Source organism: Rhodanobacter sp. FW021-MT20 (assembly GCF_041107475.1).
GTDB lineage: Bacteria > Pseudomonadota > Gammaproteobacteria > Xanthomonadales > Rhodanobacteraceae > Rhodanobacter_A > Rhodanobacter_A glycinis.
On sequence record NZ_JBGBPX010000014.1, the window covers coordinates 1 to 15,529 of the forward strand.

Genomic DNA, 15,529 nt, shown 5'->3' on the forward strand with positions numbered 1-15,529 from the left:
GATGACGAGCCGGAGAGGTGGTCGCTGCCAGAAATGGAGTCGCCCCCTTGTTGCATCTCGCGCAAGCGGCGCGGGTAGTCACTCTTGAAGGACATCCCAGGAATATTCCGGACAGCAGTGAGCGAAAGCTGGGATCCAGTGACTGTAATCCCTTGAATGCAAAGACGCTGGATTCCAGCTTGACCGGCCCTTCGGCCGTTGAGAGCCGCTGGAATGGCAAGCCAGCAGCTGATGGTTCAGATCCTCACTTGGATACGTGGCGCGGGCACAAGAAATCCCGCCGCGCCCGCTACACTGCGCTGCATGCCGTTGCCGCCTCTGCGCCAATTTGACTGGCCGCCCGCCCGCGTGACGATCGAATCGCCGCGCGAGGCGGCGCTGCGGGCGATCGTCTACCGCAACCAGTTGCGCGAGAAGCCGCGCGAACGCGGGTTGCGCATCGCCGGTCTGATCGGCACGTTGCTGGTGCACCTGATCTTCCTGTTCGGTGCCATCCTCGGCCCGGCTTACCAACCCGATGCGTTGCCGTCCGAACCGCTGGGTGTGCTGCATGTGCACCTGATCGACAACAAACCCGAACCGCCGCCCCCGCCGCCGGTGCGTGGTACGCCGCCGAAGCGGCACGGGCCGGTCCATCACGGACACGTGGCGCAGGCGACGCCCGTGCACCGGGCCACGACCGTGCGCCGACAGAGTGCGATGACGGCGCCGTCGGCCCAGCCACTGCCCGCGGTGCCGGCGCCGCCGATCGACCGCCCGGTGATTGCCGTGAAACCGGTGCCGAGTGCGCCGGCGCCGAAAATCGTCGCCGCGCCCTTGCCGCCGGTAAGCGTGCCCAAGCCCGCGCCAGCCCCGGCGCCGCAGTTGCAGCCCATCGCGGTCAGTCCGCCGCCACCCGCTGTTACTTTGCAGGCACCGCCGGCGATCAAGCCGATCCCGCCGCGCTTCCAGCCCGAGCCGGTGCGCAAGGCGCAAGCCGAGGGCACGCGGGCGATGCCGCCACCGCCATCGCTGGCCATGCCTGCGCTGCCGGCACAATCGGCTCCGACCATCCAGGCGCCTGCCATCGCCATGGACAAGGTTGTGCCGACTATCGCCACGCCGCCGGCCGTGACGGCGGTGACCCACGCCGACGTATCCGCTGCGCCGCCGGCGCCGGAGATGGAAGCCGTGCCGTTGTCCGCGCCAGCCGCGCCCACGGTGAATCTGCAATCGACGCTGCAGGCGCCGAGTCCGGTCGTCGCACGCGAGCAGCCGCAGATCCAGTCGCCGACCATCCACGTGGCGCCGGCCCAGCTTGCCGCCGTGCCACTGCCGCCGACCGAAGCGGCCCCGGCTACGCCGCGCGTGCAGGCGCCTTCGGTCACCTTCCTGCCGTCGGTGGTGCCGCCGGCCCAGTTGGCGATCCAGCCGCCGGTGGCGAAGGTCGACATCACGCCGGCCAAGCTGCCGACGCCCGCAGCCGAGCTGGCGCCCGCGTCGAAGGCCGCCACCGAAGCTCCGTCCAAGTCGGCGCCGACACCTGCGACGACACCCGAGACGGCTGCTGCGCCAACCGCGCAGAAGACCTCGGAATCCTCATCGCCGGCTCCGGCGGGACAGGATGTCAGCAGCGCGCCCGATGCCACGCCGCAAGGCAGCGACACCGCCACGCCGGGTCAACCGCAGGGCACGACGCGGACGGTGCCGCCGTCCGCCACCACGCGGGCCGGCGATCTCGCCTCGACCACGGCGGGGCAGGGCCACGTGACCGGTTCGCAGGGCCACGGCATGCAAGGCAGTCCCGACGGCACCTACATCCAGTTGTTGCCGCATGGCGACACCAAGATCATGCATCACCGCACTACCGGCATCCATTACCAGGCCACCCGCTTCGACAAGTACTGGACGCCCGAAGGCGAGAGCTCGATCGACACTGCCTTGCGCCACGCGGTGGAGAAGACCACCGTCAGCCACACCTTCCACCTGCCGCGCGGTGTGCGCGTCAAATGCGTGGCGATGCCGCTATTGCCGGTGCTGATGCTCGGCTGCGGCAATCCCGATCCACCGGCGGCGCCGCTGAATTCGAAAATCTACAAGAAGCTCAACCAGCCCACGCTCAACAGTTCGATTCCGAAGATCGCGCCGCCCGCCAGCACCGTCGCGCCACCCGCACCGGTGCAGTTGAACAATCGCGTGCAGTGCGCCGAAGCGCGTGTCGCTGGTGGTCCGCTCCCGCCCGGCTGCGATACCGAGCTGACGCCGAAGCGGCCGGTGAGCCTGCCGGCAAGCTCCGGCAGTTCATGGGTGCCGGCCAGCGACCAGTTTCATTAGAGCCTGTTCGACATCTTTCCGTGGTGAGCGCATGCCCTTGCGTCGGAACGATTCCGATCACGATGCTTTGCGGGCTATTCGAATGCCGTGCTCAGGGCATCGCCTGCGAGCAGGCTATGCGCGAATGGCGGTTTCGAGGTCGTGCACCAACGCCGATTCTTTCGCACTTGGGGCGGCGCTGTGATCACATGGATTTATTCCGGACAGCGGTGGGTTTATGCCGGAATGAGTTGCCGCAGCCATGACCGCGCGAATTACAGCAAGCGCAGCAACTCCTTCATCAGCGGCAGCCGCCGTACGCGCACGGCGCTGACGCGGAATACCGCGTTGGCGAGGGCAGGGGCGGCGCTGGGCATGGCCAGGAAGCTGGCGCCGGTGGGTGGACGGTCGTTGCCGGGGACGGTGATGACTTCCACGTCGTCGGGCAGCTGCGCCATGCTGGCCAGCGGGTAGTCTTTCCAGTCGTGCTGCTGGGGCTGGCCGTTCTTGAAGGTGATGGCCAGGTTGAGCGCGGTGCCGAGTGCGTCGAGCGTGGCGCCGGCGACCTGGCCTTCCAGGCCCTTGGGATTGATGACGCGGCCCACGTCCACCGCGCACACGGCGCGTTCGATGCCCAGCGTGTTGCCCTTGAGCGAGACTTCGACCGCGTGCGCCACGTAGGCGCCGCCGATGTGCCAGCAGGCGATGCCGAGGCCGTTGACGCTGCGCAGCCAGTTCTGCTTCCAGTCGATGCGATCGGCGACCAGCGACAACACGTTGCGCAGCCGGCCGATGTCCAGCGTGCCGCCGCCTTGCAGCGGAACCTGCCGCGCTTCACCAAGCAGGCGCAGCTTGGTGTCCAGCGGGTTTTCGCGCAGCAGGTGGGCCAGTTCGTCGGTGAAGCTTTCCACCGCGAAGGCGTTGGTGAGTTGGGGCATGCCGCGGTGCGGGCCGCGCGGCAGCGCGCTGGCCAGGTTGTACCAGTCGCTGCGGTAGTTGGGGACGAGGCCGGCGGGAATCTGGTCGGCTTCCAGTTCGCTCGTCCACAGCCGGTCGTCCGGTACGCCGCGACCGGCGAGCGCGGAGGCGCTGGCGAGCTTCTGGTCCCAGGCGATGACGTGGCGATGGTGGTCGATGACGGCACTGATGCGGTGTGTGCTGGCCGGGCGATACCAGTCGTGCGACATGTCCTCGTCGCGCGTCCACAACAGGCGCACCGGCTTGTTGACGGACTTGGCCACGATCACCGCTTCGGCCACGTAGTCGTGGTCGAGCCGGCGGCCGTAACCACCGCCGACGCGCGGCACGTTGATCTCGATCTGGTCGGGTGTGAGGCCGGTGAGTGATTGCACCACGGCCCACGCGCGCTGCGGTGCCTGGGTGGGCACGATCAGGTGGGCGTGGTCCTTGTCGATGCGCGCCATGCAGCACATCGTCTCGGCGGTGGCGTGGGCCAGCCACGGCTGGTGATAGGTGGCTTCCAGCCGGCGCGCGGCATGCTTGCCGGCCTTGTCCACGTCGCCGTCGTCGCGTACGCGGGTAGTCGGCGGTGTCTTGTCGGCAGAGGCCTTGCTGTCGAGCAGGGCAGCGGCTTGTTGCTCCAGCGCGGCGCTGCTTTCGCTGCCGCTGGGGCCGGGCTGCCATTCGATCTTGAGTTGGCGGCGGCCTTGCAGCGCGGCCCAGGTGCTGTCGGCAACCACGGCCACGGCCGGGGCGATCGGCGTCTGGCCCGGTGGGCGTTTCGGATCGGGCTTGAGCTGCACCACCTTCTGCACGCCTTTCACGGCCAAGGTGGCGGTGGTGTCGATGCTCTTGAGTTGGCCGTCGCGCCAGGGGCAGTGCGCGAGCACCGCGACCACCGCATCGCCGAAGTGGTGGTCGAGCGTATACGGGGTCTGTCCGGCAACGATGCGGTGTGCGTCGACGTCGCCGGCGGGTTGGCCGATCAGGGTGTAGCGGTCGGGCGTCTTCGGTGCCGGCGGGTTTTTCGGTGGGCTGATCTGTGCAGCGGCGGTGGCCAGCGCGCCATAACCGACGCGGCGACCGTCCGGTGCGATCACCATGCCTTTCTCGCAGCGCAGCCGATCGGCGGACACGCCGAGCGTCTGGGCACCGGCTTGCAGCAGCAGCCAGCGCGCGAGCGCGCCGGCCTGGCGCAGGTCGTTCCAGGCGGCGGGAATCGAGCTGCCGGTACCGCCGAGTTGGTGGCCATAGGTCCAGCTCGGTGCGCCGTTGTTGTTGGTCACGCCGAGGCCGAGCGACACCACGCTGACGCGGCTCCAGTCGGCATCGAGTTCGTCGGCGATGATGCGCGGCAGCGAGGTGGCCACGCCGGTGCCGGTGTCGGGATCGCGTGCGCCGATCACCACGTTGCCATCGGTGTCGATGCGCACATAGGTGCCCATGCCGTACAGCGTGTCGCCCAGGAACCCCGGGGGAATCGGTGCGTCGGCCATGGCAGCGAACGGTACGCCCACCACCAGCGCGCCGGCAGCGCCGGCCAGCACCTTGAGGAAGCCGCGGCGCGAAAGTGCGATCTGCTCGCTCATGCCTTGGCTCCCTTCATCGCCGCGGCCGCACGCTTGATCGCACGGCGCACGCGCGTCTGGCAGCCGCAGCGGCACAGGTTGGGCAAGGTGTCGATATCGCTGTCGCTGGGGTCGCGATGGCGGTGCAGCAAGTCCATCGAGGCGATCAGCCAGCCGGAGGTGCAATAGCCGCAGCCGATCGCGTCCTCGTCGACAAAGGCTTGCTGCAGCGGATGCAGCGAACCATCGGCCTGGGCCAGGCCTTCCACCGTGGTGATCGGGTGGCCGGTTAGCTTGTGCATGGGCAGGGTGATGGCCGAGCGTGCCTTGCCGTTGACCAGCACCAGGTCGGCGCCACCTTCGCCATGCTCGCCGCCGTAGCGGGTGCCATCCAGTTTCAGCACGTCGCGCAGGTACCACAGCAGCGGCATGTCCGGGTCGCCGGTGTGGTGGAAATGCTCGCCGTTGATCTGCACGTCGATGCCCGCGCGTGCCGGCTCGGGCGTGACGTTGCCGGGGTCAGCGTGCGGCGGAACATGGGCTTGCAGCATCGGATCACGTCTCCTTGGACCTATCTGCGCATTGTGGCATCGCAGCGCCCGTTTAGGGCTGGTCGCGGCTGAACAGACGACGCCAGACGAAGTACACCGGTGCGCCGGCGGCGATGATCAGCAGGCCGATGCCGGTGTTGCGCGGGCTGTCGTGCAGGCTTTGCGCCACCACCAGGGCCACCGTGGCGATGAACAGCAGCGGCAGCCACGGATAGCCCGGCACGCGGAAACTCACCGTGTCGTCGCGGTGCCGGCGGTACCAGAACAGCGTGGCCACGCCGACCGCGCAGGCCAGCCAGTCGCCGAAGGTGGCGTAATCCAGCAACTGTCCGTAGCTGCCCGACACCGCCAGCAGGATGGCCCAGCCCGAAAGCAGCAGCAGCGCCACGTTCGGCGTGCGGTAACGCGGATGCAGGCGGCCGACCGAGCGGAAGAACAGCCCGTCCTCGCCCATCACCTGCAGCACGCGCGCGCCGGCCACCAGGGTGATGTTGCAGAAACCCAGCGTGGAAATGGCGATGCCCAGCGCGATCAGTCGCGCGCCGATCGGGCCGAACACCCGCTGCATCACCTCGGCCGCAGGCGTGGTGCTGGCGGCCAGCCCGGCATGGCCGAGCACCGCCAGATAGGCCACGTTGACCAGTGCATAGGCGACGATCACGCCAAGCATGCCCAGCACCAATGCACGGGGCAGCGTGCGTTGCGGTTCGCGCACTTCGCCGGCCAGGTTGTTGAGGTAGGTGAAGCCGGAATAGGCGAACAGCACCGGCAAGGCCGCGCCCATGAAGCCTACGTGCGCGCGGGCCGGATCGGGCGCCAGCACATGGCCGCCACCAGCTCCGGCCAGGAACAGCCCGCACGCCACCAGTACCGCCACCGCCAGCAATTTCAGCACGGTGAACAGGTTCTGCACCTGCACGCCCAGGCGCAGGCCGAACAGGTTGATGCCGGCCACGAACACCAGCGCGGCTACGGTCAGCGGCAATGTGGCCGACGCCGGCAGGCCGAACACCGCCGCCGCATAGCTGGCAAAGATTGTCGCCACCGCCGCGCTGGAACCGGAGTAGATCACCAGCAGCATGGTCCAGCCGAACAGGAAGCCGGCCAGTGGCCCTAACGCCTCGCGCAGGTATACATAGCTGCCGCCGGCCTGCGGCCGGCGCGCGCCCAGTTCCGCGTAGCACAGCGCGCCGATCAGGGTCAGTACGCCCGCGCCCACCCACATCAGCAGCAGCGTGGCGCTGGAACCGGTGCGCTGCGCGACGATGTACGGGTTGAGGAAGATGCCGCCGCCAATGATGCCGCCGATCACGATCAGCGCGGCATCCCACAGGCGCAAGCGGCGGACGTAGCCGGGGTTGGGATCGGACATGGGGCCATGCATTGGCAAAGGATGCGGAAGCATGGCGGCAGGGCGCCTCGCCGGCAAGCGTCGGCGAGGCGCTGTTTTGCACATCCCGGCGCGAGGCGTCGGGATGTGCGTGCGTCGATCAGAATCCGCCCTTCAGGAACAGTGCGAGGTTGGCCACGTCCAGCGTGCCGATGCCGGCGCCGGGCGTGTAGTGCGGTTTGCCCTCGTAGAACCAGTTGTCGCCGGCACGCACGGCGTGGAACGGCGACCATGCGCCGTAGCCGAACACGTTCTGCAACAGGTACACCTGCGGATTCCAGAAGCCCACGCGATGCCCGGAACTCTGCGTCAGCAGGGCGCTGATGCCGTTGAGCTGCGGCGCCACGAAGCTGGTACCGCCTTCGGAAATGATGCCGCCGTCGGAGCTGGAGACCACGATGTAGCCGGTCTGCGGATCGGCATTGAGCGAGATGTCGGGTACGTTGCGGCCGCGAAAATGCGCCGGCAGCTTCAGATACGTATACGGACCGCTGGCGGGGTCGTTGTAGACCAGCGTCTGCTTCGGCTGGCTGCGCCGGATGCCCCGGGTGAATGCCTGGTAGAACGGCGTGTGCCAGTACACGCTGACACCGCCACCGCCACCTACCGAGTACAGGTACTGGTGCCAGCCGCCGTCAGTCGGTTCGTTGGCATCGAGGTAGGTTTCCAGGTAATCCCAGCCCCACACGCTTTCCTTGCTGATCGAGGCCGAAGGTGCGCCGGTGACGCTGAAGGTGTAAGGCACGGTAGTGCCGCCGGCAGCGGTGATGTACGGATCCGAGGCCGGCGAATCCACCGTCAGCGGTGCGTTGAATTGGCCCGGGCCACCGCCGAAGCCGAGCCCGCGCACGGTGTCGTAGGCACCGGAGTCGCCGGAGGCGGCGAACACCGATTGCCCTTGCGCGGCGGCTTCCATCAGCACTTCGTCGAAGGCCACCAGGTCGCCGACGTCGGTAGTGTCGGTATCGCTGGCGCCGTTCACGTTGAGGGCGGCGAAGTTGTAGATCTCCGGGCCGCCCCAACTGGTGGAAATACTGTCGGCGGTGTTGTCCGAGACGGCTTGCGCGAAGGCGTCGATGAAGCCGTTGCCCGCGTTCGGCGCGTCGTAGACGACGATGTTCGCATCGGGCGCCAGGCCGCCGGCCTGTTCCACGTCCAGCGCGGTTTCGCCGCTGCCGCCGTCGATCGCGCCACCGCCATCCACATGCACCTGGGTGATGCGGTTCGGCTTGGTGGTCAGGCCGATGTCGTTCCAGTAGGCGGTGGCATCGGCCGGATCGAAGTTGGACAGGGTGACGATGGCCACCGTCGAGCCCTTGCCGGTGATGCCATGCTGGTACAGCGGGTTGATGTGGTAGAAATCGGCGACGTCGCCCACGGTGTAGCTGCCCGGGATGCCGGTGGCGGTGGGGTTGCCGGTCTTGGCGGTGCGCAGCATCGGCAGCACGGTGTGCTGGCCGGACAGCGGCAGGGTACGGATGCGGTGCGACTGGAACGTACGCTGCGTATCGAGCCCGGTGGTGGTGGCGATCAGGTTGGCGATGTCCGCCGGAAATGCCGGCTGCGCGACTGGGCGGCGGAATGACCGTCCGCCGCTGCGCGACGCGTAATCGTGGATGGACGTACGGAAGGCCGTTTCGAACTGGCGCAGCGTGCCGGTGGTGCGGATGGCCAGGTGGTTCGCCATCACCGTGCTGGCCAGGCCTTGCTGGCGCAGCCACGCCTGCACCCTGGCGATATCCGTGGCGCTGGCGCCGTATTGGCTGGCGAACTGGCGGGTGCTCAGGAATTGCTGGAAATGCGGATTGCCCGGGGTCACGGTGTCGCGAATGTACTGCGCCAGCGCATCGCGGTTGCGCAGTTTCAGGACCAGGGTGACGTGCGCCGACTGGCTGGCGTTCGCCGCGCCCATGTCGACGCTGGCCTGCATCTGCGGGGCGGCGGCCGCCGTGGCGGAAAAGCCTGCGAGTGCCAGCGCCATCGAGCAGGCGAGGCTGCGGGGGTGAAGACGGGTGGACATGATCGGGATTCCTTGAGTTGACGAGGTATCGCTGGCCATCCATGCGGCGCGTGCGTCGGCATGCCGACGACGGATCGTCGCGGCCAGTGTGTGTGAGTGCTCTTTCTCTTTCCCCGTCGGCGCGCAGGCCCCCCGAGCATCTGCATTGCCGACGCCTCGACGTTAGCCCGGGCCGCGAGACGCTACCGGTTCCCATGTCGCAGTTTTTCGCGCCGGGGCGGCCCTGCGGCGAGGGCTGGGCCCGTTCGCTACAATAGGCGATTGGTGTCGCGGCAAGCCGTGCGCGGCAACCTGCCTCTCCATACAAAAGCCATCGCCATGACAGCCATCAAGCAAGCCGACCTGATCCAGTCCGTCGCGGACGCCCTGCAGTACATCAGCTACTACCACCCGGTCGATTACATCAAGAGCCTCGCCGCTGCGTATGAGCGCGAGGAATCGCCGGCGGCGAAGGATGCGATGGCGCAGATCCTGATCAACTCGCGCATGGCCGCCGAAGGCCACCGGCCGCTGTGCCAGGACACCGGCATCGTCACCGTGTTTCTGAAGATCGGCATGAACGTGCGCTGGGACGACGCCACCATGGGCGTGGAGGAGATGGCCAACGAAGGCGTGCGCCGCGCCTACCTGGATCCCGACAACAAGCTGCGCGCCAGCGTGCTGGCCGACCCGGCCGGCAAGCGCGTCAACACGAAGGACAACACGCCGTCGGTGGTGAACGTGTCGGTAGTGCCGGGCGACACCGTGGAAGTGATCGTGGCGGCCAAGGGCGGTGGTTCGGAAGCGAAGTCGAAGTTCGTGATGCTCAACCCGTCCGATTCCATCGTGGACTGGGTGTTGAAGACCGTGCCGACCATGGGCGCCGGCTGGTGTCCGCCCGGCATGCTCGGCATCGGCATCGGCGGCACCGCCGAGAAGGCGATGCTGATGGCGAAGGAAGCGCTGATGGAGTCGATCGACATCCAGGAGCTGATTGCCCGTGGCCCGGCCAATCGTGCCGAGGAGCTGCGCATCGAGTTGTTCGAGAAGGTCAACGCGCTGGGCATTGGCGCGCAGGGGCTGGGCGGCCTCACCACCGTGCTCGACGTCAAGGTGAAGGATTACCCCACCCACGCGGCCAACCTGCCGGTGGCGATGATTCCGAACTGCGCCGCCACGCGCCACGCACACTTCGTGCTCGACGGTTCCGGCCCGGTGACGCTGGATCCGCCGTCGCTTGAAGACTGGCCCAAGCTCACCTACAACCCGCAGAACGCACGTCGCGTGAACCTGGACACCATCACCAAGGAAGAAGTCGCCAGCTTCAAGCCGGGCGAAGTGGTGCTGCTCAACGGCAAGCTGCTGACCGGCCGCGACGCCGCGCACAAGCGCATCGTCGGCATGCTCGACCGCGGCGAGCCGCTGCCGGTCGATTTCAAGGGCCACTTCATCTATTACGTCGGCCCGGTCGATCCGGTGCGCGAGGAAGTGGTCGGCCCGGCCGGCCCCACCACCGCGACGCGCATGGACAAGTTCACCGAACAGGTGCTGGCGCAAACCGGCCTGCTCGGCATGGTTGGCAAGGCCGAGCGTGGCCCGGCCGCGATCGAGGCGATCAGGAAGCACCAGTCGGTCTATCTGATGGCCGTAGGCGGCGCCGCCTACCTGGTGTCCAAGGCGATCAAGTCCTCGAAAGTGCTGGCTTTCGAGGACCTGGGCATGGAAGCGATCTACGAGTTCGAGGTGAAGGACATGCCGGTGACCGTGGCGGTGGACAGCGCCGGCACCTCGGTGCACCAGACCGGCCCGAAGGAATGGCGCACGAAGATCGGCAAGATTCCCCTCGCTGTTATCGAATAAAAGCCTGCGCATGGCGCACGCCTTCGCCTCCTCCCCTGCAGGCAGGGGAGGATTGAGGAGGGGTCAACCACCCTCGCGCAACGCGTGTATCCCGTCATCCCGGCGAAAGCCGGGATCCAGTGCCTTTGCGCTTGGAAATGGCCTGAAGTCACTGGATTCCAGCTTTCGCTGGAATGACGATAGGGACAGGGTCCTCGCAAGATTGGCCCCTCACCCCAGCCCTTTCCCCGGAGCGGAGAGGGAGTGCTCTAAAAGATGGACATCTAGACGTCCAAATGCCGAAAAGGCATATCCCGTTGCATTTCGGCTGCTGCGGCGCAACACTGGGGAATCCATTCCCAACCACTGACTCAAGCCCGTGACCTCGAATGCCCTTGCGCCGCTTTCCGCCGGCGCACCCTGGATCGTGATGAAGTTCGGCGGCACCAGTGTCGCCACCCTGCCGCGCTGGCAGAACATCATGGAGCTGGCTGCCTCCCGCCGTGCCGAAGGCGCGCGCGTGGTGATCGTCGTCTCCGCGCTGTCCGGCATCACCGATGCGCTCAAACAATTGTGCGCACAGGGCGACAAGGGCAAACGCATCGAATCCGCGCGGGCCATCGAGCAGCGCCATTACGAGTTGCTGGATCATATGGGGCTGGCCGTGCCTGCCACCCTGGAGGCTCGCCTCAAGGATTTGCTGGCGCTGGCCGAGACCGGTTCGGCGAAACTGGGCGAACTGGCCTGGCAGGCGCAGGTGCAGGCGCACGGCGAGCTGCTTTCCAGCACGCTGGGCGCGGCCTTCCTCACCCATAGCGGCTTGCCCACGCAGTGGGTGGACGCGCGCGACTGCCTGTCCGCCATCGCGCTGCCCAACCAGAACGAGCGCACCAAGCTGCTTTCGGCGATGGTCGAGACCAAGCCCGATCCGGCCTTGAGTGATCGCCTGGCCGCGCTGGGCGACGTGTTCATCACCCAGGGTTTCATCGCCCGCGAGAGCGAAGGGCGCACGGTGCTGCTCGGTCGCGGCGGCTCGGATACCTCGGCGTCCTACTTCGGCGCCTTGCTGCGGGCGTTGCGGGTGGAGATCTGGACCGACGTGGCCGGCATGTTCACCGCCAATCCGCGCCAGGTATCCGGTGCGCGCCTACTGCAGAAACTGGATTACGAGGAGGCCCAGGAAATCGCCTCCACCGGCGCCAAGGTGTTGCATCCGCGTTGCCTGTCGCCATTGCGCGAGTCGCGCGTGCCGCTGCTGGTGAAGGACACCAACCGGCCCGAACTGGAAGGTACGGTGATCGGCCCGCAGGTGCGCGAGCACGCGCCCAGCGTCAAGGCGGTCAGTGCGCGCAAGGGCATCACCCTGATCTCGATGGAATCGGTGGGCATGTGGCAGCAGGTCGGCTTCCTGGCCGACGTGTTCGCGCAGTTCAAGCAGCACGGCCTGTCGGTGGACCTGATCGGTTCGGCCGAAACCAACGTCACCGTGTCGCTCGATCCCACCGAAAACCTGCTCGATTCCGACGCCATCGCGGCTCTGGCCGGCGACCTGGCCAAGGTGTGCCGGGTCAAGGTGATCGCGCCGTGCGCGGCGATCACTCTGGTCGGACGTGGCATGCGTTCGATGCTGCATACCTTGTCCAGCGTGCTGGCCGAGTTCGACCAGTTGCGCGTGCACCTGATCTCGCAGTCGTCCAACAACCTCAACCTCACCTTCGTGGTGGACGAGGATGTGGTCGACACGCTGATCCCGCATCTGCACGAATTGCTGATTTCCGCCGGTGCACTGCGCACCGACGACAGCGCGCTGTTCGGGCCTAGCTGGCAGAGTCTGTACGGCAGCGGCGACGTGGTCCCGTCGACTGCGTGGTGGCGTGACGGTGCGCAGCGCCAGCGCCTGCTCGACATCGCCGCCGAAGCCACGCCGCGCTATGTCTACCATCTGCCGACGGTGCGCACGCAGGCGCGGGCACTGAAATCGCTGGGTGCGGTCGATCGCGTGCACTACGCGGTGAAGGCGAATACGCATCCGGCAATCCTGCGTGCACTGGTGGACGAGGGCTTTGCCTTCGAATGCGTGTCGCCGGGCGAGCTGGATGCGGTGTCGAAGGTGGTGCCGGACAGCGTGCCGCTGCTGTTCACGCCCAACTTCGCCTCGCGCGGGGATTTCGAGCGTGGGCTGGCCACGCGCGCCACCATCACGCTGGATGCGTTGCATCCGATCGAGCACTGGGGCGAACTGTTCCGTGGTCGCGAGATTTCCTTGCGGGTCGACCTCGGTCGCGGTCTGGGCCACCACGAAAAGGTGCGCACCGGCGGCAGCGGCAGCAAGTTCGGCCTGCCGATCGAGCAGCTTGACAGCTTTCTGCGCCACGCCGACGCGCATGGCGTGATCGTGCGTGGCCTGCACGCGCACCTGGGCTCGGGCGTGCTCGATGCCAACCATTGGGGCGAGGTCTATGGTCAGCTCGCCAGTCTGGCCGAGCGCATCGGCAGCATCGCCTTCCTCAATATCGGTGGTGGACTTGGCGTGCCATCGCACCCGGGCGAGTCCAGCCTGGACATCGGCGAACTGGACGCGGTGCTGCGCCAGGTCAAGGCGGCCTATCCGCACTACCAGCTGTGGATGGAGCCGGGCCGCTACCTGGTGGCCGATGCCGGCGTGCTGCTGACCCACGTCACCCAGACCAAGGGCAAGGGCAGTTGGCGTTATCTGGGTGTGGACACCGGCATGAATAGCCTGATCCGCCCCGCGCTGTACGACGCCTGGCACGAAATCGCCAATCTCACCCGCCTCGACGAGCCGGCCACCGCGCTGTTCCAGGTGGTGGGGCCGATCTGCGAAAGCGGCGACGTGCTGGGCAGCGACCGCCGCCTGCCGGAGCCGCAGGAAGGCGACGTGATCCTGGTCGCCCAGGCCGGTGCCTACGGCAAGGTGATGTCCTCGCCGTACAACCTGCGTGGTGATACCGAGGAGGTCGTGCTGGACGCCTGATGCTTTTCCCCTCTCCCCTTCGGGGAGAGGGCCGGGGTGAGGGGCGGGTGCTCGCGACAATGTAAACAACGAAGCGAGGTTTCAAGGATGAAACGCATGAACGTGGACAGGGCACGCCGCCTGCGGACGGGCCCAACCGACGCCGAACAAAAACTCTGGCACCGCCTGCGCAATCGCCACCTGCAAGGTTGGAAATTCCGCCGCCAGCACGAGATCGACCGCTACATCGCCGACTTCGCCTGTCCGGATGCGGGCCTGGTCGTGGAGCTGGACGGCAGCCAGCATGGCGAACAGGTGGCATATGACGAGATCCGTACCCGAAAGCTGGAAATCATGGGCTACCGCGTGCTGCGTTTCTGGGACAATGACGCATTGACGAATATCGAGGGCGTGCTTGAGGTGATTCTGGAGGCCCTGGCTAGCCCGGCCCCTCACCCCGACCCTCTCCCCGCAGGGGAGAGGGAGTACGTCTCGGAGACAGACGAGTGACGATGACCATCCAACCACGCCTGACCCAGGTGTTCCGCTTCCTCCACGCGCGTTATGCCGACGGCGTGGCCGAGCTGGCCTATGCCTTCGACGACGACGCGCCGATGGTGGAGCGCGTCCGCTTCCCGCACGCGCCTGCCGTGCCGCCGGCGCGCCAGGCCGCCTTCGACGCTGCGCTGAAGCTGCTGCACCTGGTCGCCGGCGTCAGCTACTACAAGGCCGGCGTGCCGCCGAAGATCGATGTCACCGATGGCCCGCTCGACGACGCCAGCGCCGACCTGCTCGACGCGCTTTACCTGCACGGCCTGGCCGAGTTCGCCTATCGCAATAGCCTCGACCTTCGCGGACGCATAAGTTTTCCGCGAAGCGCAGCATCTCCCTCTCCCCTACGGGGAGAGGGTCAGGGTGAGGGGCCAACCTTGCCCCGGGCTCCATCGCTCAACCTCCCCAGGCGCACCCTCGTCCCCATCGGCGGCGGCAAGGACTCCCTCGTCGCAGTGGAGGCGATCAAAGCCATCGGCGGCGAAGCCACGGCGGTATGGATCGGCAATTCGCCGCTGATCGCTGCCTGCGCCGAGCGCACCGGCCTGCCCATGCTGAACATCCAGCGCGAGCTGGCACCGGAATTGTTCGAGCTGAACCGGCTGGGCGCGTGGAACGGACATATCCCGGTGACGGCGGTGAATTCGGCGATTCTTGCCGTGGCCGCGATTCTGTACGGCTACGACTCCATCACCTTCGCCAACGAGCGCTCCGCTTCGGCCGCCACGCTGGAGTACGAAGGCCAGCAGGTGAATCACCAGTGGAGCAAGGGCTACGCGTTCGAGCAACTGCTGGGCGATTGGCTGCACTCGCACGTGGCCGCCGACCTCGATTACTGCTCGCTGCTGCGGCCGTACTCGGAGCTGGCGATCACCCGCGCGTTCGCCAGGTTGACGCCATACTTCGACGCGTTCTCCAGCTGCAACCGCAACTTCCGCATCCTCGGCCCGAAGCCTGCTGACCGCTGGTGCGGCCAATGCCCGAAATGCCACTTCGTGTTCCTGGCGCTGGCGCCGTTCCTGCCCAAGCCGCGGCTGTTGTCGATCTTCGGTCGCAACCTGCTGGATGACGAATCGCAGGCCGCCGGTTTCGACGCGTTGCTGGAATACCAGGACCACAAGCCGTTCGAATGCGTGGGCGAGGGTGCCGAGGCGCGTGCGGCCATGTACACGCTGAGCCAGCGGCCGGAATGGCAGGAAGACGCATTGGTCGCACGCTTCCGTGACGAGATCCTGCCGCAGCTCGATGCCGCGCAGCTGGCGCTGGAACCATGGCTGGAGCCGTCTGCCGAACATCGCGTGCCGGCACGGCTGCAGGCGGCGCTCAAGGCCATCGACGCATGAGCGTATCTGTCTGTACGAGCGCACCCTGTGCGCGATGCTCTTGCACGGTTATCGAGGCAAA

At 67.1% G+C, this 15,529-nt stretch carries 9 protein-coding genes; 5 read left to right on the forward strand and 4 right to left on the reverse strand.

Annotation, left to right across the window (positions count from 1 at the left end; translation table 11 throughout):
- The first annotated feature begins 348 nt into the window (after window positions 1–348).
- Window positions 349–2,313, forward strand: coding sequence for a hypothetical protein (locus AB7849_RS14155; RefSeq protein WP_369501194.1), 1,965 nt, complete (start codon window positions 349–351; stop codon window positions 2,311–2,313).
- Between the two features lie 254 nt (window positions 2,314–2,567).
- Here AB7849_RS14155 and AB7849_RS14160 read toward each other — a convergent pair whose 3' ends face one another.
- The 4 genes from AB7849_RS14160 to AB7849_RS14175 all read right to left on the reverse strand — a co-directional run bounded on the left by AB7849_RS14160 (window position 2,568) and on the right by AB7849_RS14175 (window position 8,781).
- Entirely contained in the window at window positions 2,568–4,841 is a 2,274-nt protein-coding gene (locus AB7849_RS14160; RefSeq protein WP_369501196.1) for a xanthine dehydrogenase family protein molybdopterin-binding subunit, read from the reverse strand.
- A complete protein-coding gene (locus tag AB7849_RS14165) occupies window positions 4,838–5,371 on the reverse strand; it encodes a (2Fe-2S)-binding protein (RefSeq protein ID WP_008210437.1) in 534 nt (177 codons plus the stop codon). The genes AB7849_RS14160 and AB7849_RS14165 overlap by 4 nt, the downstream gene beginning before the upstream one ends.
- A 52-nt stretch (window positions 5,372–5,423) precedes the next feature.
- Window positions 5,424–6,743, reverse strand: a complete 1,320-nt coding sequence (locus AB7849_RS14170; RefSeq protein WP_037099358.1) for an APC family permease — start codon at window positions 6,741–6,743, stop codon at window positions 5,424–5,426.
- A gap of 118 nt (window positions 6,744–6,861) precedes the next feature.
- Window positions 6,862–8,781, reverse strand: a complete 1,920-nt coding sequence (locus AB7849_RS14175) for a S53 family peptidase (RefSeq protein ID WP_037099361.1) — start codon at window positions 8,779–8,781, stop codon at window positions 6,862–6,864.
- A gap of 318 nt (window positions 8,782–9,099) precedes the next feature.
- Here AB7849_RS14175 and AB7849_RS14180 point away from each other — a divergent pair, with 318 nt between their 5' ends.
- The 4 genes from AB7849_RS14180 (at window position 9,100) to murL (ending at window position 15,468) form a co-directional block, all read left to right on the forward strand.
- Window positions 9,100–10,620, forward strand: coding sequence for a fumarate hydratase (locus tag AB7849_RS14180; protein WP_008210443.1), 1,521 nt, complete (start codon window positions 9,100–9,102; stop codon window positions 10,618–10,620).
- 358 nt (window positions 10,621–10,978) lie between these two features.
- On the forward strand, window positions 10,979–13,594 hold the full coding sequence (locus tag AB7849_RS14185) for a bifunctional aspartate kinase/diaminopimelate decarboxylase (RefSeq protein WP_008210446.1): 2,616 nt from the start codon (window positions 10,979–10,981) through the stop codon (window positions 13,592–13,594).
- Between the two features lie 87 nt (window positions 13,595–13,681).
- Window positions 13,682–14,083 carry an endonuclease domain-containing protein gene (locus AB7849_RS14190; RefSeq protein ID WP_369501197.1) on the forward strand — a complete coding sequence of 134 codons (402 nt, stop codon included), beginning with the start codon at window positions 13,682–13,684 and terminating at the stop codon, window positions 14,081–14,083.
- Window positions 14,080–15,468, forward strand: a complete 1,389-nt coding sequence (gene murL, locus AB7849_RS14195; RefSeq protein WP_369501198.1) for a UDP-N-acetyl-alpha-D-muramoyl-L-alanyl-L-glutamate epimerase — start codon at window positions 14,080–14,082, stop codon at window positions 15,466–15,468. Before AB7849_RS14190 ends, murL begins: the two co-directional genes overlap by 4 nt.
- The last annotated feature ends 61 nt before the right edge of the window (window positions 15,469–15,529 follow it).